15 protein-coding genes and 1 pseudogene are annotated in these 20879 nt (G+C 72.3%); 3 read left to right on the plus strand and 13 right to left on the minus strand.

All coding sequences use genetic code 11. The features are described from left to right. Positions 1–212 precede the first annotated feature (212 nt). Positions 213–1328 (plus strand): serine hydrolase domain-containing protein, encoded by a 1116-nt coding sequence (locus JF597_RS01655; protein ID WP_293987557.1) that lies wholly within the window; start codon positions 213–215, stop codon positions 1326–1328. Positions 1329–1351: 23 nt separating this feature from the next. On the opposite strand, the gene JF597_RS01660 is transcribed toward JF597_RS01655, so the two are convergent. Together JF597_RS01660 and JF597_RS01665 are read right to left on the minus strand one after the other, a co-directional pair. Next, positions 1352–1735, minus strand: coding sequence for a VOC family protein (locus JF597_RS01660; RefSeq protein WP_293987559.1), 384 nt, complete (start codon positions 1733–1735; stop codon positions 1352–1354). Between the two features lie 221 nt (positions 1736–1956). After that, complete coding sequence (locus tag JF597_RS01665; RefSeq protein WP_293987561.1) at positions 1957–3000, minus strand: NAD(P)-dependent alcohol dehydrogenase; 1044 nt, start codon at positions 2998–3000, stop codon at positions 1957–1959. Between the two features lie 174 nt (positions 3001–3174). Between JF597_RS01665 and JF597_RS01670 the strand changes: the two genes are divergently transcribed. Further along, a complete protein-coding gene (locus JF597_RS01670) occupies positions 3175–4089 on the plus strand; it encodes a helix-turn-helix transcriptional regulator (protein ID WP_293987563.1) in 915 nt (304 codons plus the stop codon). An 88-nt stretch (positions 4090–4177) separates the two neighbouring features. Here JF597_RS01670 and JF597_RS01675 read toward each other — a convergent pair whose 3' ends face one another. From JF597_RS01675 to JF597_RS01695, 5 genes are all read right to left on the minus strand, one after another. Next, complete coding sequence (locus JF597_RS01675) at positions 4178–7495, minus strand: S8 family peptidase (protein ID WP_293987565.1); 3318 nt, start codon at positions 7493–7495, stop codon at positions 4178–4180. A 218-nt stretch (positions 7496–7713) separates the two neighbouring features. Beyond that, positions 7714–8397 (minus strand): ABC transporter ATP-binding protein, encoded by a 684-nt coding sequence (locus JF597_RS01680; protein WP_293987567.1) that lies wholly within the window; start codon positions 8395–8397, stop codon positions 7714–7716. Positions 8398–8665: 268 nt separating this feature from the next. Further along, a complete protein-coding gene (locus tag JF597_RS01685) occupies positions 8666–10123 on the minus strand; it encodes an ABC transporter permease (protein ID WP_293987569.1) in 1458 nt (485 codons plus the stop codon). Between the two features lie 190 nt (positions 10124–10313). Further along, positions 10314–11843 carry a GMC family oxidoreductase N-terminal domain-containing protein gene (locus JF597_RS01690; RefSeq protein WP_293987571.1) on the minus strand — a complete coding sequence of 510 codons (1530 nt, stop codon included), beginning with the start codon at positions 11841–11843 and terminating at the stop codon, positions 10314–10316. 140 nt (positions 11844–11983) lie between these two features. Next, positions 11984–13243: an MFS transporter gene (locus JF597_RS01695; RefSeq protein ID WP_293987573.1), complete on the minus strand. Its 1260-nt coding sequence runs from the start codon at positions 13241–13243 to the stop codon at positions 11984–11986. Between the two features lie 137 nt (positions 13244–13380). On the opposite strand from JF597_RS01695, the gene JF597_RS01700 reads away from it, so the two are divergent. Beyond that, the gene (locus tag JF597_RS01700; RefSeq protein WP_293987575.1) at positions 13381–13986 is read left to right on the plus strand and encodes an ABATE domain-containing protein; all 606 of its coding nucleotides are present in this window, start codon (positions 13381–13383) and stop codon (positions 13984–13986) included. Positions 13987–14604: 618 nt separating this feature from the next. On the opposite strand, the pseudogene JF597_RS55415 reads toward JF597_RS01700, so the two are convergent. From JF597_RS55415 to JF597_RS01725, 6 genes and pseudogenes are all read right to left on the minus strand, one after another. Further along, a pseudogene (locus tag JF597_RS55415) lies at positions 14605–14988 on the minus strand (Gfo/Idh/MocA family oxidoreductase); the annotation flags it as partial. Next, positions 14978–15568 carry a flavin reductase family protein gene (locus tag JF597_RS01705; RefSeq protein ID WP_293987577.1) on the minus strand — a complete coding sequence of 197 codons (591 nt, stop codon included), beginning with the start codon at positions 15566–15568 and terminating at the stop codon, positions 14978–14980. The gene JF597_RS01705 and the pseudogene JF597_RS55415, both read right to left, overlap by 11 nt. Positions 15569–15594: 26 nt before the next feature. After that, positions 15595–16536, minus strand: coding sequence for a UTP--glucose-1-phosphate uridylyltransferase (locus tag JF597_RS01710; RefSeq protein ID WP_293987579.1), 942 nt, complete (start codon positions 16534–16536; stop codon positions 15595–15597). A gap of 29 nt (positions 16537–16565) precedes the next feature. Beyond that, positions 16566–18074, minus strand: a complete 1509-nt coding sequence (locus JF597_RS01715) for a trehalose-6-phosphate synthase (RefSeq protein ID WP_293987581.1) — start codon at positions 18072–18074, stop codon at positions 16566–16568. Between the two features lie 148 nt (positions 18075–18222). Then, positions 18223–19299: an alcohol dehydrogenase catalytic domain-containing protein gene (locus tag JF597_RS01720; protein WP_293987583.1), complete on the minus strand. Its 1077-nt coding sequence runs from the start codon at positions 19297–19299 to the stop codon at positions 18223–18225. 55 nt (positions 19300–19354) lie between these two features. Next, complete coding sequence (locus tag JF597_RS01725; RefSeq protein WP_293987585.1) at positions 19355–20569, minus strand: acyl-CoA dehydrogenase family protein; 1215 nt, start codon at positions 20567–20569, stop codon at positions 19355–19357. Positions 20570–20879: the final 310 nt, after the last annotated feature.

Below are 20879 nucleotides of genomic sequence, written 5' to 3' on the forward strand. Positions count from 1 at the left end.
CGGTCATCGCGACCCCTCCAATACTCGTCGGCCCGTCGCTCGGGCTCCTCCGCTCGCACACCGGCGGCCTCCGATGTCCACCCCCCTCAACGCGTCAGGGTTCCCGGCGATTCCGTGGGACGACGTCGGCCGGGCCGGGACGCCGGTACCGGCGTCCCGGCCCACCGGTTATTCGGTTGCCAGGACGCGCTCCTGCGGGCTCAATGGCGTGCATGGCCGACATCCAGGGCTCGTACGACGAGCTGTTCACCGCCGTGCCCTCCACACTCGCCGGATTCCTCGACGACGGCGACGTGGGCGGTGCCGTGGCCGTCTTCGTGGACGGGGAGCCGGTGGTGGACGTGTGGGCCGGGTTCGCCGACGCCGGACGGACCCGGGCGTGGGAGCGGGACACGATCGTCAACGTGTTCTCCGTGACCAAGACGATGACCGCGCTGTGCGCACTCGTCCTGATCGACCGGGGCGAGCTGGATCCGGACGCGCCGGTCGCCCGCTACTGGCCCGAGTTCGCCGCGGCCGGCAAGCAGAACGTCCTGGTGCGGCAGGTGCTGTCGCACACCGCCGGGCTGCCCGACTGGGAGGGTCCGGTCGAGGAGCTGTACGACTGGACGACCGCCACGGCCCGGCTCGCCGGGCAGGCCCCGCAGTGGGAGCCGGGGACCGCGGCCGGGTACCACTCGCTGACGCAGGGGTTCCTGGTGGGTGAGGTGCTGCGCCGGATCACCGGGCGGAGCGTCGGCGAGTTCTTCGCCGCGGAGGTGGCCGGGCCGCTCGGCGCGGACTTCCACCTCGGTCTCGGCCCCGAGCACGACCCGCGGGTGGCGCTGACCGTGCCGCCGCCGGGCCGGGACGAGGACTACACGGCGGGTGCGGCGAGCCGCGACACGGCCCCCGCCGCCCCCACCACCGCCACCGCTCTCCGCGTCCGGGACGGCAACAGCCTCGCCTGGCGCCGCGCGCAGATCCCGGCGGCCAGCGGCTACGGCAATGCCCGTTCGGTCGCCCTCGTCCAGTCCCTGCTCGCCTGCGGCGGAACCGTCGGCGGGGTGCGTGTGCTGTCCCCCGAGGGGTGCGAGCGGGCCCGGGAGCTGCAGTTCGAGGGCGAGGACCGCGTCCTCGGCATGCCGGCCCGGTACGGCCTCGGCTACGGCCTCTTCGGCAGCGCCCTCGGCTGGGGCGGCTGGGGCGGCGCGCTGGTCTGGGTGGACCCCGACGAGCGGCTGGCGCTGGCCTACGTGACCAACCAGATGCGCGAGCCCGCCGCCGACAACCGGGGCATCGAGCTGGTCATGGCCGCCCAGGACGGCCTCAAGGGGCTCCGGGCCTGACCGGCGCCCGGGCCGGCCGCCGGTCAGCCGCCGCTGCCGTAGGGGCGGGTGAGGATCTCCAGGCGGTGGCCGTCGGGGTCGTCGAAGTAGGTGCCGCGGCCGCCGTCGTTGGTGTTGACCTCGCCGGGACGGTTGTGGTGCGGGTCGGCCCAGTAGGCGAGGCCGGCCTCCCGGACCCGGGTGAAGATCCGGTCGAAGTCGTCCTCGGAGACCAGGAAGGCGTAGTGCTGCGGCGGGATGTCCCCGGGGGTGTCCATGTAGTCGAGGGTGACGCCGTTGGGCAGCGCGACCGGAGCGAACGGGCCGTAGTCCGGGCCGACTTCGAGGCCGAGGATGTCTGCGAGGAACTTCGCCGAGGCGTGCCTGTCGTGCGCGGCGACGATGGTGTGGTTCAGGTTCACGGTCATCGTGGAGAACCTCCTCCCGTCCAACGTACTCCCGACGGAAGGCAAGGTAAGGCTGACCTTATTTATTGCTCGGCGCCGGTGGGCGCGCTCGCGCCGGTGACCGCCGGCCTGGTGGCGCGCACCCTGGTCCCTCCGCCGGAGATCCCGGTGGGTGCGCCGGCCTCCCTGGTCGGCGGCCCCTGTCTGCCTCCGGCTCCTCGGCCGGAGGCAGAGACGGTGACTCAGATCGTCGCCGTGTCGATCACGAAGCGGTAGCGGACGTCGCTGTGGACGACCCGCTCGTACGCGTCGTTGATCTGGTCGGCGCCGATGACCTCGATCTCGGCGCCCAGGTTGTGCTCGGCGCAGAAGTCGAGCATCTCCTGGGTCTCCGGGATACCGCCGATGCCGGAGCTGCTGAGGCTGCGGCGGTTGCCGAACACGGAGGAGAGCAGGATGTGCACCGGCTCCTCGGGGATGCCGACGTTCACCATGGCGCCGTCGGTCTTCAGCAGCGACAGGTACGCGTCGAAGTCGAGCGGGGCCGACACCGTGTTCAGGATGATGTCGAAGGTGCCCTTGAGGTCCTCGAAGGTCTTCGGGTCGCTGGTCGCGTAGTAGTGCGTCGCGCCCAGCTTCAGGCCGTCGTCCTTCTTGCGGAGGGACTGGGAGAGGACGGTGACCTCCGCGCCCAGGGCGGCGGCGATCTTCACGCCCATGTGGCCCAGGCCGCCGAGGCCGACGACCGCGACCTTCTTGCCGGGGCCGGCGTTCCAGTGCTTCAGGGGCGAGTACGTGGTGATGCCGGCGCACAGCAGGGGGGCCGCCACGTCGAGGGGGAGGCCGTCGGGGATGCGGACGACGTAGTTCTCGTCGACGACGATCTTCTGCGAGTAGCCGCCGTAGGTGGGCTGCCCGTCCTTGCCGACGCCGTTGTACGTCCAGGTCGCGCCGCCGCCGGTGCAGTACTGCTGGAGTCCGGCCTTGCAGTTGTCGCACTCGCGGCAGGAGTCGACCATGCAGCCGACGCCCACCCGGTCCCCCACCGCGTACTTGGTGACACCCGGGCCGACCTCGGAGACGACGCCCGCGATCTCGTGACCGGGCACCATCGGGAAGATCGCCGTACCCCAGCCCTCGCGGGCCTGGTGGATGTCGGAGTGGCAGATACCGGCGAACTCGATGTCGATGAGGACGTCGAACTCGCCGACCGCGCGCCGCTCGATCGTGGTCCGCTCCAGCGGTGCCTTGGCGGCGGGCGCGGCGTAAGCAGCAACAGTGGTCATGAGGGGGGTTCTCCTAGAGGTGTCTTCGCGCCCGGGCGCCTTCATCCGTCCCGGGCACGTTCCCAGGCTCCTCCACGCTACGTCCGTCACCCAGCCCCCGCCTCTGCGTACGTCTGCCGTGCCTACCACTGGCGGGATCAGGTTCGGGTGCGTACGACCGTGAATACTGGATGTATGGAAGACCAGCCCCAACCCTCGGCCGCCACCCCCGCCCCCGCCTCCCCGACCCTGGACCGGCGTGCCGAGCTAAGTGAGTTCCTGCGCACCCGGCGGGCCCGGCTGCGCCCCTCCGACGTGGGGCTGCCGGACTTCGGGCGGCACCGCAGGGTGCCGGGGCTCAGGCGCGAGGAGCTGGCGCAGCTGGCCGGGGTGTCGGTGGCGTACTACACGCGCCTGGAACAGGGCAACGGGCGGAACGTCTCGGCGGAGGTGCTGGACTCGATCGCCCGCGCGCTGCGGCTCACCGACGCCGAGCACGCGCACCTCACCCACCTCGCCAAGGGCAAGCAGCACAAGAAGAAGGCGCCGGCCCGGCCGCAGCAGGTGCGGGGGTCGCTGGGGCAGCTGCTGGAGTCGATGGAGGGTGTGCCGGCGTACATCGTGGGGCGGCGCTCGGAGATCCTGGCGTGGAACCGGATGGCGGCGGCGCTCTTCGGCGACTGGGCGGAGCTGCCGGCGGCGGAGCGCAACTGGGCCCGGCTGACGTTCCTGCGGCCCGACTACCGCGAGCTCTTCGTGGAGTGGGAGCAGAAGGCGATCGACATCGTGTGCCAGCTGCGGATGGACGCGGGCTGCTACCCGGACGACCCCCGGCTCTCCGCGCTGGTCGGCGAGCTCTCGGTGAAGAGCGAGGAGTTCCGCCGGCTGTGGGCGACCCACGACGTCAAGGAGAAGTCGTACGGGGTGAAGCGGATGCACCATCCGCTGGTGGGCGAGCTGTCCCTGAACTACGAGTCGTTCCGGATGGCCGGTGACCAGGACCAGGCCCTGGTCACCTACCACGCGGAGCCGGGATCGGCGTCGGCCGAGGCACTGCGCCTGCTGGCCAGCTGGGGCACGGACGCCACCCGGGTCGCCCCCGCCCCCTGACCGACGGCCGCCACGGCATGGAGAACGGCCCGCCGGAAGCCGCGCTTCCGGCGGGCCGCTCGCTGGGGTGCTACTCAGCGGCCACGGCTCACTTGCCGTAGTACGCGTCGTAGATCGAGATCGTCGACTTGTTGCCCTTCTTGTCGGTGATCGCGGCGCGGAACGAGACGGCCTTGCCCTTGGCCGGGTTCTTGACGGTGACCTTGCCGTGGCTGACCGTCACCTTCCGCCAGTTCCGGCCGTGGTCGTAGGACACGTAGACCGTCAGGGACTTCAGGTTGCGGCCGGCGGCCGCGCCCTCCACGGTGACCGGGAAGGTGGCCTTCCTGCCCGCCGCGACGCGGCTGTCCAGGCCGGTCTTGGCACCGAAGTGGACGGTGGAGGCGGGCAGCTGGGCCACCGGGGTGGCGCCGCCCGGCTTCTTCGAGCGGAAGGTCCAGCTCGCGTCGATCCGGGTGGAGGCGGCGGCGAGCCCGGCCGAGCGGACGACCGAGGTGGTCAGCTTGTACGCGGCGTCACCGGACGGCACCGTGAACATGCCGTCGCCGAACAGCGGGTCCTTGTTGGAGCCCACCTTGGTGCCGTTGCGGTACAGGGTGGTGTTCACCGACAGGAAGTCGGAGGATCCGGCGTGCTTGGCGCCGTCGGAGAAGAGCGGGATGACGCCGTAGATCTGGTTGCCGTCCCGGAAGAGGCCGTACCCGCTGCTCAGGTGCGGGCCGAAGACGGCCGTGTTGAAGGTGTTCCGGTAGGTCTTCCCGGCCTTGTACGTCTTCGGTTCGCCCAGGGTGTAGAAGGATTCGGCGATCGGCAGGCCCTGGGCGTCGTGGCCGGAGTACTGCATGGCGTCGAAGGCCCACTGGGCGCCGTCCACGGTGGAGACGTGGAAGGTGCGGGTGCCGGGCAGTTTCTGCTCCACCGCGTCGCCCGTGACGAAGTCCTCGCCGACGACACCCCACGGGCTGATCGCGCCGGTCTTGCCCGGGGCGGGCGCGCCGACGGTGTTCTTCACCGTGGACAGCTCGCTCGCCTTGAAGTGCCGGACCTTGCCGCCCTGGACCTTCTTGACCCGGGCGCTGGTGGCGACGTCGTACTCCTCGCTGCGGCCCTTGGTGAACTGGCCGCTCCAGGTCTGGGTCAGACCGGTGACCTCGCCGCCCAGCGGCGCCATCCGGATCTTGCCGAAGCTGTCGAAGCCGATCCCGAACCCGATGCCCGCCGGGTCGTACATGTAGTCGACCGTCGCCGTGTGCGGCTTGGCCCCGCCGTCCGGCACGGTGATGTAGGCGGCCTTGGGGGTGCGGGCGTCGATGGTGAGCGTGAGGTCCTTGGTGACGCTCAGCTTCGGGTTGACCAGCCAGTCGACACCGCCGTCGAAGGTGGTGAAGTCCTTGGCGATCCAGGCGTCGAGCAGGTACGTGCCCTTCGGCACCCGCAACGTGGCGGTCCCGGTGCCGGAGGCCGGCACGACGAAGTCGCGGCCGTCGCCGAGGCCCGAGTAGTTCACGAGGTCGGTGCTGTAGACGCCGGTCGGGTTGCCGTCGCGTCCGATGTGCTTGACGGTCACGTTGTACGACTGCACCTCACGCTGGACCGCGGCCGCCGTGCGGATGCTCTGGCCGCCGCCGGTCGCCGTGACGTACGCCGAGTAGGCGCCGTCGAGGGTGCCGCCCAGCTTGGTGTCGACGGTGAGGTCGACGGAGGCCTTGCCGCCCGCCGGGACGGTCACCTGGGTCGCGCCGAGCTTGAAGAAGCCGGCCGGGGCCGCCGCGCCCTTGGGGTCGGTGGCGGACGACGTCAGCGTGAGCGTCACGTCGGCCGTGCCGGTGTTGCGGTACGTCAGCTGCTTGGTGACCGGGGTGTCGTCGGTGTGCGGCCACTGCTGCACACCGAAGTTCACCGACACCGGGTCGGCGAGCACGGTCTGCCTGATGGCCTTGTCGACGGCGATCCGGCCCGAACCCTGCTGGAACGGCGTGTACTTGCCGCCCTTCGCGGAGCCGGTCAGGGCCGCCTTCAGCTCCTGGAAGCCCCAGTCGGGGTGCTCCTGCTTGAGGATGGCTGCGGCGCCCGCGACGTGCGGGGTCGCCATCGACGTGCCGGAGATGGTCAGGTAGCCCGGCGGGTTCTCGCCGACCTCCTGGTCGATGACGCTGCCCTTGGCCGCGGCCGCGGTGATGTCGACGCCGGGCGCGGTGACGTCCGGCTTGATGGAGCCGTCGGCGGCGGGCCCGGTGGAGGAGAAGTCGGCCAGCTTGTCCTTGCCGTCGACGGCGCCGACGGTGAGCGCGTCGGGGGCGCTGCCCGGCGAACCGATCGACTCGGGGCCCTCGTTGCCCGCGGCGATCGCGAACAGGATGCCCTTCTGCTCGGAGAGCTTGTCGACCTCGGCTTCGAGCGGGTCGATCTCCGGGGTGTCGAAGCCGCCGAGGCTGAGGTTGACGATGTCGGCGCCCTCGGCCGCCGCCCACTCCATGCCGGCGAGGATGCCGGAGTCGTCACCGGAGCCGGTGTCGTCCAGGACCTTGCCGTTGAGGATCTTGGCGCCGAGCGCGACACCCGTGTACTTGCCGTGCGACTTGGCGCCGGTACCGGCCGCGATGGACGCGACGTGCGTGCCGTGTCCGAAGTGGTCGGCGGCGTCGGCGGCCGTGCTGAAGTTCTTGGACTCGATCACCTGGTCCTTGAGGTCCGGGTGGGTCGCGTCCACACCGGTGTCCAGGACGGCGATCTTGACGCCCTTGCCGTTGTAACCGGCCTTCCACGCCGTGGGCGCGCCGATCTGCGGCACGGACTTGTCCAGGCTGGCCTTGCGGACGCCGTCCAGCCAGACGTGCGCGATGCCGGAGGCGGCCTTGTCGCCGTCGGTGACCGCGTCCCACAGCTCGGGCGTCTCCTTGGCCGGGGTCTGCACGGCGTCCGCGTTCAGCGTCCTCAGGCTGTGCCGCAGGGTGCCGGCGTCCCGGACGTCGGCCTTGGCGGCGGTGGCGGCCCCCTGGTACCCGACGATGACCTTCAGCCCGTTCTTCTGCGCCCTGCGGGTCGCGGCCTTGTTCAACTCGGTGACGTCGAAGAGCCGTTGGTCCAGCTTGCCGGAGGCCACCAGCTGGACGGCGTCACCGGGGACGACGAGGGTGTGCCCGTCGGCCTTGCTGATCCGGAAGGGTATGTGCCGGCGACCCTTCGCCCGCTCCAGGCCCACGACCCGGCCCTTGGCGTCGAGGGCGACCCGGTCGCCGGTGATCAGGGTGACGTGGTGCTTGGCGGTGAGCGAAGAGGCGGCCGCGGCCGAGGCGGCACGCGATTCCGGCTTCGCCGACGCCGGGCTGGTCATGCCCGCGGCGAGCGCGACGGCCGCCGCCGTGGCCACCGTGGCCGCGGCGGCTCTTTTCACTTGTCTGCGCAAGACTCCCCCAGGAGACGGTGTACCGGGTGAATTCCCCGTTCACCCGGCCGGGGGCAGTCCCGTACGCACATACGTCAACCCCCCGGAACACGGAGTATGCCGGGGGGCGATCAGGGGGCTCAATAGATGAGAGACCGGTAAGAAGAGTGCGGGACAACTGTTACGCGCCGGGGTGAACACCGTTACACAACCGCGCGGTTGCGCACGGCGCGCCGGTGCTATGCGCCCGCGTTCTCCTTGACGGTGATCTTGCCCTTGCGGATGGTCGCGAGGCGCGGGGCCTTCTTCGCGATCGCGGAGTCGTGGGTGACCATGATGAAGGTCAGCCCGTGCTCCTTCCACATGCGCTCCAGCACCTCCATGATCTCGTCGCGCATGCCCTCGTCGAGGTTGCCGGTGGGCTCGTCCGCGAGCAGCACCTTGGGGTGCTTGACGAGGGCGCGGGCGATGGCGACGCGCTGCTGCTGGCCGCCGGACAGTTCGGAGGGCAGGTGGCCGAGGCGCTCGCCGAGACCGACCGACGTCAGCGCCTCGGCGGCGCGTTCGCGCCGTTCCTTGGTCTTGACGCCGAGCGGGACGAGGGCGGTCTCGACGTTCTCCTGGGCGGTGAGCGTCGGGATCAGGTTGAACGACTGGAAGACGAAGCCGATGTTCTCGCTGCGGACCGACGTGAGCTTCGTTTCGGAGAGCTTGGCCAAGTCGGTGCCGTCGAGCACGACTTCGCCGGAGGAGGGGCGGTCGAGTCCCCCCAGCATCTGGAGGAGGGTGGACTTGCCGCCGCCGGTGGGGCCCTGGATGACCAGGCGGTCGCCGTCGGCGATGGTGAGGTCGATGCCGTCGAGAGCGCGGACGGTGTCCTTGCCGCGGGTGTAGAGCTTGGTGACGTTTCTGAGTTCGTACATGGTGGCTCCTGGGAGGGTTCGGGGTGGGGCGGTGCGTTGTCGGCCGCGGGTAGGTGGGGGGCTGGTCGCGCAGTTCCTCCCCCAGCCTTCGGCCGGGGGTACCCCCGGCGCCCCTTTCGGGGCGCTGAAGTCGCGTCAGCTGCATAGCTGCGGGCAGGCGTGCCGCAGGGCGGCACGGGTGGGCGCTGGGGGTCCCCCGGCCGAAGGCTGGGGGAGGCACCCGGCCAGCGCCGGTAAGCATCCCCACCCCCGCCCCAGCCGACGTCGGCTACTCCACGCGCCGCAGTGCGTCCGCCGGCCGCAGCCTGGACGCGCGCCAGCCGCCGAACGCGCCGGCGATCAGGCCGCCGGCCACCGCGAGGCCCACCGCGAGGACGATCGTCGTCACGCTGACCGGTGCCGTGAGGGCGACCTCCAGGGTCTTCGCGGCCTGCCGGCCGGGACCGCCGCCGAAGCCGCCGCCACCGCCGGGGCCGCCACCCGCGTTGCCACCGCCGCCGAGGGACGCCTCCAGGGTGGGGCTGATCGAGGTGACCACGTACGCGCCGACCAGGCCGAGCGCGATCCCGAGCGCACCGCCGACCAGGCCGTTGACCATGGCCTCGCCGATGACCTGCCGGGTGACCCGGCCGGACTTCCAGCCCAGCGCCTTCAGCGTGCCGAACTCCCGGACCCGACGGGAGACCGCCGAGGAGGTGAGCAGGCCGGCGACCAGGAACGCGGCCACGAGCACCGCGATGGACAGCCACTTGCCGACGTTGGTGGCGAGCGAGGACGCCGTGGACAGCGAGCCGGAGACGGTGTCCGCGAGGTCGGCGGAGGTGGTGACCGTCGTACCCGAGACGTTGCTCTGGATGGTCTTCTTGACCGAGGAGATCTGCTTGGAGTCGGTCGCCTTGACGTAGATCGTGGTGACCTTGTTCTTCTCGTCGGCGAGCGTCTGTGCCTGCTTCAGCGGCATGTACAGGTTGGCCGCCGCGTCACCGCTGTCGGCCGTCGCGATGCCGATGATCGTGAACTTGACCTTGTTGACGGTGACGGTCGAACCGACCTTGTACTTCTTCTCCTTGGCGTACGCCGAGTCGGCGACCAGCACCTTCGCGTCCGTCTCGGTGGTCTTGAAGGTACGGCCGCTGGTGATCTTCGACGAGGTCAGCGGGCCGACCTCGGTCCGGGTGACGTCGGTGCCGTAGACCGTGTACGAGTTGACGTCGAAGTTGGCGCCGCCGCCCCGGACTTCACCCTGCGGCTGGCCGTTGCCGCCACCGAAGCCGCCGCGGCTGCCGCCGGAGCCCTGGTTCTGCTGGAACTGACCCCGTGTGAACTGGCCGCTGATCTTGACCACGTTGAGGTTCAGCCCGCCGACCGCGGTCGCGACGCCCTTCTGGTCGCCGACCTTGGTGACGGTGGAGGAGGCGAGGGTGGTGAAGCCCTGCACTATGACCCGGTCACTGCTCTGCGTGCTCGACGAACCGTTGTTCTGTGCGTCGAAGTTGAAGCGCGGCCGCTGGGAGGCGCTCGTGGACGCCGACGCGGCCTTGGTGACCGTCATGTCCGTACCCAGGCCGTACAGCGACTGGAGGACCTTGTCCTGGGCCTTCCCCATGCCGTTGGACACGGAGTTGACCACGATGACCAGTGCGATGCCCAGCGCGAGGCCGGAGGCGACGACGAGAGCCGCCTTTCTGCGGCGGCGCAGTTCGCGCCTCAGGTAGGTGAAGAACATGACCGCAAGGTAGGGACGCACCGTGATGGCTCGATAAGGCTCGAATAAGAGATGCATGAGAAGGCTGTCCGGAGGCCAGGAACAGCCCCGCACCGGGCTGTCAGCGACGGGCCCGGACACCCTCTGCGCGGCGCGCGGAACCCCGGCCGGGCGGGGGAGTCACCGGCCGGGGTCGCTGGAGGCCGCTTCCTCAGCGCTCGCCGAGGAGTACGTCCGCGGCACGTTCGGCGAGCACGGTCACCGGGGCGTGGGTGTGTGCCCTCACCAGGCTCGGCATCGCCGCCGCGTCCACCACCCGCAGGCCGCTCACCCCCCGGACCGCGAACGCCGGGTCGACGACGGCGTGTTCGTCCGTACCCATCCGGCAGGTGCTCACCAGGTGGTGGATGCTTCCGCCGGTGGCGCGGATGTACGCGGTGATGTCGTCGAGGTCCTCGGAGAGCGCGCCGTCCGTGAGCGGCTTGCCCAGCCACTGCGCCAGGTCCGGCTGGCGCAGGATCCGCTGGGCCGCGCGCACGCCGGCCACCAGGGTCCCCAGGTCCTCCCCCGCCTCGTCGGTCAGGTAGCCCGGGTCGATCAGCGGGGCGTCGTACGGGTCGGCGCTGCGCAGGGTGACGGTGCCGCGGCTGTGCGGGCGCATGAGGATGACGCCCAGGGCCATGCCGTGCGCCGCGGGCCGCTGGTGCTCGCCCAGCGGCACCACCAGATGGACGATCTCGATGTCGGGCGCGTCGAGTTCCTCCCGGGTGCGCAGGAACAGCAGTGCCTCGGAGATGATCGAGTCCAGCGAGCCGTGGCGGTCGTGCAGGTACCGGTCGATCTGCTGCGACGAGGTGCCCGAACCGGGCGACCAGAAGCCCTGGGCCTCGAAGGCCAGCGGCACCAGCAGATGGTCCGTCAGGTCGCGGCCCACCCCCGGCAGGTCCCGCACCACGGGAATGCCGTGGCGGGCGAGTTCCGCCGCGGGGCCCACGCCGGACCGCAGCAGCAGGTGCGGGCTGCCGACGGCGCCGGCCGAGAGGATCACCTCGCGTTCGGCGCGCAGGGTCTCGGCGCCCGACTCCCCCTCGACCTCGATCCCGACGGCCCGCGTGCCCTCGAACAGCACGCGGTGCACCAGCGTGTCCGCGAGCACGGTCAGGTTGGCCCGCTCCCGGGCCGGCGTGAGGTAGGCGTCGGCGGAGCTGTGCCGCAGGCCGTCGCGGTGGGTCGCGCGGGCCAGGGCGTAGCCCTCCTGGACCTCGGCGGCAGGGGTGTACCCGAGGCGCGCGCAGGCGTCGACGAACGCCGGGGTCACGGGCAGCGGATAGCGCAGCCCGGAGAGGCTGATCCGCTGCTCGGCCCGGTCGAAGTAGGGCTGCAGGTCGTCGTGGCCCAAGCCGTCGAGTCCCGCCCGCGCCCAGCCGTCGTAGTCCGCGCGGTGGCCGCGGGTCCACAGCTGGGCGTTGATCACCGAGGAACCGCCGACCGCCTTCCCGCGCGGGATCGGTATCGCCCGGTCGGCGAGGCCGGGCTGGGGCACCGTGCTGAAGTTCCAGTCCAGGTCGCCGCCGAACAGCCGCGGGAAGAGGATCGGCACCTGCACCTCGGGGCGGGACCCGGCGCTCCCGGTGCCGGCCTCGACGAGGAGCACCCGGGCGGTGCCGTCCGCGCTGAGCCGGTCGGCGAGCACGCAGCCGGCGGAGCCGGCCCCGACGATGACGTAGTCCCACTCGCTCACCGGGCGACCGCCCGTCGGTCCCGGGCGGTGCCGGACGGGGGCGTGGTCAGGCCCCAGGTGGTGCTTTTCCGGCGAAGGTTATCGGGCATGACAGCTCCTTGTGTGTGCGGTGACTGCGGGGTGACCGGGCGGACGGTGCGTCAGCGGGCCGCCGGGGCGGAGGTGGAGTCGGAGGCGGCGACCTGCTCCGTCACCGGGGCCGCGGCGGGGCGGGCGCGCAGGACGTGCCTGAGGAGGGCGAGGCCGGCCAGGAGCATGACCAGGCCGCAGACGCCGTTCCAGCCGAAGGCGGAGTACGCCCGCACGCCCAGCCAGGAACCGGCGCTGCCGCCGAGGAACGCGCAGGTCATGTAGGCGGTGTTGAGGCGGGCGCGGGCCTCGGGGCGGAGCGCGAAGATGCGTGCCTGGTTGGCGACCTGGCCGGACTGCATGGCCACGTCGAGCAGGAGCATCCCGGCGCCCAGGCCGACCAGGCCGGCGGCACCGCCGAGGTGACCGGTCAGCAGCAGCGCGCCGGCGGCGATGGCACCCGCCATGCAGACGAGGTTCACGGCGTCGGGGCCCTGGCGGTCGGTGCGGCGACCGGCGACCGGGGTGGCGAACATGCTGGCCGCGCCCACCAGGGCGAGCACGCCGACCGCCGGGGTGCCGAGGTGGTAGGCGGGGCCGGTGATGTACAGCGCGAGGGCGGTCCACGCGGCGCTGAACGCGGCGAACACCAGCACCTGGTTGAGGGCCGAGCGGCGCAGCTGCGGCTCGGTGCGCAGCAGGTGCAGGGAGGCCGCGAGCAGGGCCGGGTAGCGCTGGTCGGTGCTCGGTGTGGTGCTGGGGAGCGCGGCGGCCAGGGCCAGGGTGAGGGCGAGCACCAGGCCGGCGGCGACCAGGTAGGGGGCGCGCCAGCCGAGCCACTCGCCGAGGGTGCCGGAGAAGGTGCGGGCCAGCAGGATGCCGCCGATCAGGCCCGACAGCAGGGTGCCGGTGACCGCGCCACGGCGCTCCGGTGCGGTCAGACCGGCCGCCATGGGGATGAGGATCTGCGGGACCACGGTGGTCAGGCCGACCAGCGCGCTGGCGACGGCGAGGACCGGCAGGGAGGTGGCGGTGCCCGCCAGCACCAGCCCGGCGCAGGTCACCAGCAGCAGGGTGGTGATCAGGCCGCGGTGGCGCAGCCGGTCACCGAGCGGGACCAGCAGGAAGATGCCGGCCGCGTAGCCGAGCTGGGCGCAGGTGACCACGACGGCCGCGGACTCCGGGGAGACGTGCAGGTCGTCGGCGATGAGCGGGCTGATCGCCTGTGGGAAGTAGATGTTGGCCACCGCGACGCCGCAGGCGACGGAGAGCAGCAGGATCAGGCGCCGGCTCAGCGTCGGCGACGAGGGGGAAGGAGGCCCAGCGGACACGACACACCTCTGGCGAGGAAGGGGACAGAGACAGGGAAGGGGGCGGAGCCGAAGAGTTCGGGGGGCTCCACCGAGAACCGCTTTAACTGGTTCTTCGACGGTACCAGTAAAACCGGTTCCGCAGTAGGGTGGTTCTCATGCCCGACACACCCGCGCCCACGGCCCCCCGCTTCCGCAGCGGCGCGGGCCGGATCTGCCTGGACTTCATGCGCACGCTCAGGCTGCGCGGCATGGACGGCGCCACCGAGGAGCTGGACACCCCCGAGGCCCTGACCGCCTGGGTCGCCCAGCTGGGCCCCTATCCCGACGGCGCCGCCGTCCCGGCCCCGGCACCGGACGTGCTGCACGAGGCGCGGGCGGTACGGGAGGCGGTGCACGCGCTGCTGACCGCGGCCCGCTCGTCCGCCGGACCGGCCGGCTGCCCGCCCGGGGAGCGGGAGTTGCTCAACCGGGCCGCCGCCGCGGCTCCCCCGGTACCGGTGCTCGCCGCGGACGGCACGGTGACCTGGAGCGCCGCGGACCCGGTGGGCGCGGTCCTCGCCGACATCGCCCGCGACGCGCTCGCGCTGGCCACCTCGCCCGCGCTGGACCGGGTACGGGCCTGCTCCGGACCGCACTGCGCCGCCTGGTTCCTCGACACGTCCCGCCCGGGGAACCGCCGCTGGTGCTCGATGGAGACCTGCGGCAACCAGGCCAAGAAGCAGACCTGGCGCACCAGGCACACCAGCCCGGCCGGGAGCTGACGTCCCGTCACCCCAGTACGGCGGTCTCGGCGATCTCCTCCAGGACGCGGGCGCAGGCCACGGCGTCGCCGGGCCGGCCGGCTCGCCGGCGCCCGTCAGGAACGCGGTCATGGCATCGCCGGCCGCCGGTGGCCGGTGGGCCTCCGTGAGCGTGCCGTCCGCCGAGGCCAGCGTCAGCTCGCCGCCCGCCACCTGGAGCGTCCCCCGGGTGCCCTCCAGGCGCAGCCGGACGCCCCCGGGGCGCGACATCCACCCCGCGTGCAGGGCGGCCGGTACATCGCCCCAGTCCAGCAGGGCCGTGCCGCCCGCGTCGCCCGGCAGGCCGTCCGGCGGCGGGTGCAGGACGGCACCGCGGACCCGGAGGCCGGCCTCGGGCCGCAGCCAGCGCAGCAGGTCCACGAGATGCACCCCGAGATCCGCGAAGGCGCCCCGGGCACCCCACCGCGCGTCCCGCATCCAGGCCGCACCGCCACCGGCGAACAGCCCGTCCAGCAGGCCGGGATGGGTGAACCACGCGTCGCACGCCACGAGCCGCCCGAGCCGCCCCTCCGCCACCAGCGACCGGGCCCGGCGCAGCGCGGGCGCGCAGCGCAGGAACATCGCCGTCGACACCGCCGTACCGGCCGCCGCGAGCCGGTCCGCCAGCTCCTGCGTCCCGGCGAGGCAGGCGGCGAGGGGCTTCTCCACCAGGACCGGCAGACCGGCCCGGGCGACAGCCGTGAGCAGTTCGGGGTGCTCGGCGGTCGTGGCGCAGACCAGGGCGAGCTGCGCGCCGGCCAGCGCGGCCGCGGCATCGGGTACGACGGGCACCCCGCGCAGCCCGGGATGCGGACCGGACCCGCCCCACGGCCGGCGCCCTTCGTGTACGGCGACCACCTCCGCGCGGCCGGCGAGTGCGCGGAGGTGGTCGGCCAGGTGGGGGTGGGCCGTGCCCAGGACGGCGAGCCGGGGCCGGGGCGGGCTCGCCCCGGGCCCCGGGTCCGGTCCGGGGTCAGTGGGCACGGGCGGCTTCCGGTGCGGCGGGACGTACGAAGCCCCGGTCGACGTAGACCAGCGCCTCCCGCTCGTGGGAGGTGACGCAGTCCAGGACCCGGCCGACCAGCATGCTGTGGTCGCCGCCGTCCACGACCTCGTGCATCCGGCAGGCCAGCCGGACCACCGCCCGGGGGATGCCGGGCAGTCCGCGTTCCAGGGGCTCGGTGTCGCCCGCGGCGAACCGGTCCACGCCCGAGGTCGCGAACCGCCGGGCGATCTCCGACTGGTCGTGCGCCAGGACGTTGACCATGAAGTGGCCGGCGACGGCGAACGCGGGATGCGTACTGGCCTTCTTGTCCAGGCTCACCGTCACCAGGGGCGGGTCGAGGGAGAGGGAGACGAAGGAACTCGCGGTGAACCCCCAGCGGCGGCCGCTGTCGTCGACCGTGGTGGTGACGACCACCGGGCCGGGGACCCGGGCCATGGCGCGAGTGAAGCCGAGCTCTTCGGCGGCGTTCTCGGCAGCGTTTTCGGCGACTTCTTCGGCGACTTCTTCGGCGACTTCTTCAGCGACTTCTTCAGCGGCTTCTTCGGCAGCGACGGACATGGGATACGGCGCCTCCTCGGGCGTGGTCACGAACAGTGCGACGGCGGGGGTGCGGTCGGCGGGCCGGCGAGTTCCGCCGCCGCGAAGTGCCGCAGCCAGGCGCGGAACTCCGGGCCGATGTCCTCGCGGCGGCAGGCCAGCCGGACGGTGGCGCGCAGGTACTCGCCGCGGTCGCCGGTGTCGTAGCGGCGGCCGGTGAAGACCACCGCGTGCACCGGGCCGCCGATCCGCGGATCGCGCGCCATGGTGCGCAGGGCGTCGGTGAGCTGGATCTCGCCGCCGCGCCCGGGTCCGGTCTTGGCCAGCACCTCGAAGACGGCCGGGTCGAGGACGTAACGGCCGATGACGGCAAGGGTGCTGGGCGCCCGGCCCGGCTCGGGCTTCTCGACCAGGTCGGTGACGCGGACGACGCCGTCCCGGTCGCCGGGCTCGACGGCGGCGCAGCCGTAGCGGTGGATGTGCTCGGCGCCGACGTCCAGCAGGGCGATGACGCTGCCGCCCAGTTCGTCCCGCAGTCCGGTCATGAACGGCAGGAGGGGGTCGGCGGGGTCGATCAGGTCGTCGCCGAGGAGCACCGCGAAGGGCTCGTCGCCGACGTGCGGGGCCGCGCAGAGCACGGCGTGCCCGAGGCCCCTGGGGTCGCCCTGGCGTACGTAGTGGACGGTGGCGAGGTCGGTCGCGGCGCGCACCAGGTCGAGCCGGGCCGTGTCGCCCTTGCCGGACAGGACGGCCTCGAGTTCGGCGTTGCGGTCGAAGTGGTCCTCCAGGGCCCGCTTGCCGCGTCCGGTGACCATGAGGACGTCGTCGAGACCGGCGGCGACGGCCTCCTCCACGACGTACTGGATGGCGGGCTTGTCGACGAGGGGCAGCATCTCCTTCGGGGTGGCCTTGGTCGCGGGCAGGAAGCGGGTGCCGAGCCCGGCGGCCGGGACGACGGCCTTGCGGACGCGCGGCGTCGGTCGGGTCATGTTGGATACGTCCTCTTCGTCGAAGGGCGTCAGGCGACGCTCGCGCGGGGTGCCGGGTCGCCGGGTTCCGGGAGGAGCGCGCCGTGTCCGGCGCCGCCCAGGGCGGTGAGGAAGGAGCGGGCCCAGTGGTGGACGTCCCGCTCGCTCAGGTGCCGCCGCAGGTCCTGCATACGGCGTCGGCCGTCCGCCGGGTCCAGGGTGAGGGCGGTGGCCATGACGTCCTGGAGTTCGTGCCGGTGGTGGGGGTTGACCAGCAGGGCCCGGGTGAGCTCCTGCGCGGCGCCCGCGAACTCGCTGAGCACCAGCGCCCCGCCCAGGTCGGGGCGGGCGGCGACGAACTCCTTGGCGACCAGGTTCATGCCGTCGCGCAGCGGTGTCACCAGCATGACGTCGGCGGCCCGGTAGAGGGCGGCGAGTTCGGTGCGGTCGACGGTGGTGTGCAGGTAGTGCACCGGGACCTGGCCGACCTGCCCGAAGGTGCCGTTGATGTGCCCGACCCGGGCCTCGATGCGGGCGCGCTGACGCCGGTAGTGCTCGACGCGTTCCCGGCTCGGGGTGGCGATCTGGACGAGGACGGTGTCCCGCGCGGTGGCCCGGCCTTCGGCGAGGAGTCCCTCGAAGGCGCGCAGCCGCTGGTCGATGCCCTTGGTGTAGTCGAGGCGGTCGACCCCCAGCATGATCCTGCGGTGCTCGCCGAGCTGCAGGCGGATCTGCCGGGCCCGCTCCCGTACGGTCTCGCCGGCGGCCAGTTCCTCCAGGCCGGCCGCGTCGACCGAGATCGGGAAGGCGCCGACGCGGACCTCGCGGTCGCCCACCAGGACGGTGCCGAGGACGGACGAGCGGGGTGCGTGTCCGACGCTCTCCGCCCGCCGCAGCCGGCGCACCAGGTGCAGGAAGTTCTGGGCTCCGCCCGGGAGTTGGAAACCGATCAGGTCGGCGCCGAGCAGGCCGTCGACGATCTGGCCGCGCCAGGGCAGCTGGAGGAAGAGTTCGGGCGGCGGGAAGGGGATGTGCAGGAAGAAGCCGATGCGTACGTCGGGCCGCAGGGCGCGCAGCAGTTGGGGGACGAGCATCAGCTGGTAGTCCTGGACCCAGACGGTCGCCCCCGGGGCCGCGAGGGCCGCCGCGTGCCGGGCGAAGCGCTGGTTGACCCGCTGGTAGCTCTGCCACCAGCCGCGGTCGAAGTCGGGCGGCACCACCACGTCGTGGAAGAGCGGCCACAGCGTGGTGTTCGAGAAGCCCTCGTAGTACTCCCGGTACTCGGTCTCGTCCAGCGGGACCGCGTGCAGCCGGACGTCCTGGTCGGGCAGGTCCGCGGGGGCGCCGCCGACAGTGGTCCCGGCCCAGCCCGCCCAGGCGCCCCGGCGGGCGCGCAGGATGGGCTCCAGGGCACTGACGAGTCCGCCCGGGCTGCGCCGCCAGCGCGGCCCGTCCGGGCCCTGGCTGTCCAGGTGGACCGGGAGACGGTTGGCGACGACGACGAAGTCCGCGTCGGAGGCCACGGATACGAGGGGCTGGCTGGTCCTGGGCGTGTCCACGTCCTGTTTCCCTTCTGTACGAGGTGACGGTGCGGTTCCCGGCGCGGTGGATCCGCGCCCCAAAGGGGCGCTGGGGGTACCCCCAGCCGAAGGCTGGGGGAGGAACTGCGCGACCAGCCACAACGAACCCGCAGTCGACTAACGGCCCCTACAGCGGAGCGTCTGCGCGGAAGTCGACGATCGTCTTGAGGTCGGTGGTGCTCCGGTAGTTCTTGAAGATCTCGACGAGCCCGTCGTAGTCCCGGAAGCTGTGCACCGTGGAGAGCAGGCGCCTGCCGTCGACGATGCCGGACAGCAGCATCTGCATGGCCGTCTGGATCACGTTCGCGGAGTGGTGCATCGGGAACGCGGTGACGTCGAAGGGCGAGGCGCTGATGTTGATGCCCTTGGCGAGCATCAGCCAGGTGTCGAACTTCTGCATCTCCTGGGAGGCCCCGTACAGCACGTACCGGCCCTTGGGCTTCAGCCGGCGCATCGCCACCCGGCGGGGGTCCTTCTCCTCGTCGTCGACGCGCACGGTGGGCAGCGCGTCGAAGACGTAGTCGAAGGTGTTCTCGGCGACCTCCGCGATGAGCTCCTCGGGCAGGTAGGCACGCTCCGAGAAGTGTTCCGTGGCGTGCTGGTTGCGCATCGGGTTGGCGTCGACGGACACCACCTGGTTCGGGGCGAACAGACGCTTGATGACGCTGCCGGCGATGATGCCGATCGGGCCGGTGCCCATGATGAGGACCTTGTCGCCGATCTTCGGCGGGTTGCCCAGGATGGAGCGGAGCGCGCCGGTGGTCGGCTCGATGAAGGAGGCCTGGAGGTCGTCAAGGGCGTCGGGGATCTTCACCGCGGCGGCCCGCAGGTCGTCGTTGAAGTTGCGGTCGGCCAAGAACACGTCCTCCTTGACCTCGCCGGAGAAGACCGGGCGCAGCGTCCGGTACTCGGCGAAGCCGCCGAAGTCGGTCTGTCCCCAGTAGACGATCCGGTCGCCGACCGCGATGTCGGAGCGGCTGAACTCCGGCCCCTTCTCGACGACTTCGCCGAGGTACTCGTGCCCCAGGATCACCGGGTACTCGGAGGGGAACAGGTGCCCTTCGAAGAAGGAGATGTCGGTCGAGCAGATCGACACGCAGCGGGTGCGCAGCAGCAGGCCGTCGGCGGGCGCCGCCGGGCGCGGCACGTCGGCGAGCACGGTCTGGCGCGGGGCGAGGAGCTGGAGGGCCTTCATGGTCTGCATGGTTGTCCTTCCGGGCAGGTCGCGGTTGGGGAAGTGGGGCCGGTACCGGGGCGGGTCAGCGGCGCATGGCGAGGCCGCCGCCCAGCAGGTACTGGCCCGCCATCTCGACGTTGGTGGGCGAGAGGGTGATGTGCTTCGCGGCCGAGTGCGCGTCGCGGAAGTAGCGTTCGAGCAGGCTGCTCGCGTACAGCGAGGAGGTGCCCGCCACGGTGAAGAGCGAGGTGATCACCGCGCAGCTGAGCTCGGCCACGGTCGCCGCGGTCAGCCGGACCGTGGCGCTCAGCGCGTCGCCGCCGGTCTCGCCGTACCGCTCGGCGTGCCAGCCCGCGTCGGCGAGCAGCAGCCGCGCGGCCCGTACCTTGGCCTCGGCGCGGGCGTACCGGTCCTGGACGGTGTGGCCGGCGGCCAGCGTGCTCGTGCCGGCGGCCGGCCGCTTGGTCAGGGCGAGCCGCTGGAACTCGCGCAGCGCACCACGGGCCGCGCCCAGCACGGTCGACGACGAGCCGAACAGCCCGAAGTCGTAGTAGCTGATGCCGTAGCCGCGGGAGGGGCGGGCCGGCGGTGCGGTGAACATGTCCCGCTGGTCCACGGTGTACTGCTCGGCGACGAACACGTCGTCGACCTCGTAGTCCTCGCTGCCGGTGCCGCGCAGGCCGAGCGTGTGCCAGTTGTCCAGCATCCGTACGGCGGCCTTCGGGACGAACAGCATCCGGATCTCCGGGCCGCCCCGGTCCGTCGTGCGGGGTGCGCCGCCGGTGGTGACACGGGCCGCGCACACCAGCCAGGCGGCGTGCGCCGAACCGCTGGCGAAGCCCCAGCGGCCGGAGAGGCGGTAGCCGCCGTCGACCGCCTCGGCCGTGCCCGTCGGGTTGACCGAGCCGACCACCAACGCGTCCTGGTCGAGGAAGAGTTCACGGGCCTGCGGCTCCGGCAGGTAGTCCGAGAGCCGTCCGATGGCCGCCTGCACCCCCATCTGCCAGCCGACCGCCGGGTCGAGCCGGGCCAGCGCCTGCAGCGCCTGCGACCCGGTCTCCAACGGCACCTGGGAGCCGCCCAGTTCACGGGACACCAGCATCCGGGGGAAGCCCGTGTCGCGCAGCGCCTCGAACACCGGGAGCGGCGAGAACCGCTGCCGCTCGCCCTCCTCGCGCCACTTCTCGATGACGGGGGCGATCGCGTCGACCCGGCCCAGCCAGTCGGCCGTCTGCGCCGACACGGGCTTCCCGTCGAGCAGGGCGAAGAACTCCCTGCCGTCGTGGTTGTGGTCCATACCCACCTCCTTGAAGTCGCTCGGAGCGTAGGCAGCACGAACACGTGTGCAATACGGGAAACCGGACGGTACGAGCACGCGCCGAACGGCGGTTCCGGCCCCCGTCCGCGCCCGGCAAAGAGCGGCACGCGGGGACGGCAAGGGGCGGGAAAGGGACGGCAAAGGGAGGTGGGCCGGCGAAGATCAGGGGCAGCCGCTGCGACGCCCGGCGGCACAGCACGGGTGACGGCACGGCCGGGCGGCCCACGGCACAGCCCCTGCGGCACAGCACGGGTGACGGCACGGCCGGGCGGCCCACGGCACAACCCCG

Origin of the sequence: Streptomyces sp. (genome assembly GCF_019510245.1) — a bacterium.
In the GTDB taxonomy this organism is placed as follows: domain Bacteria; phylum Actinomycetota; class Actinomycetes; order Streptomycetales; family Streptomycetaceae; genus Streptomyces.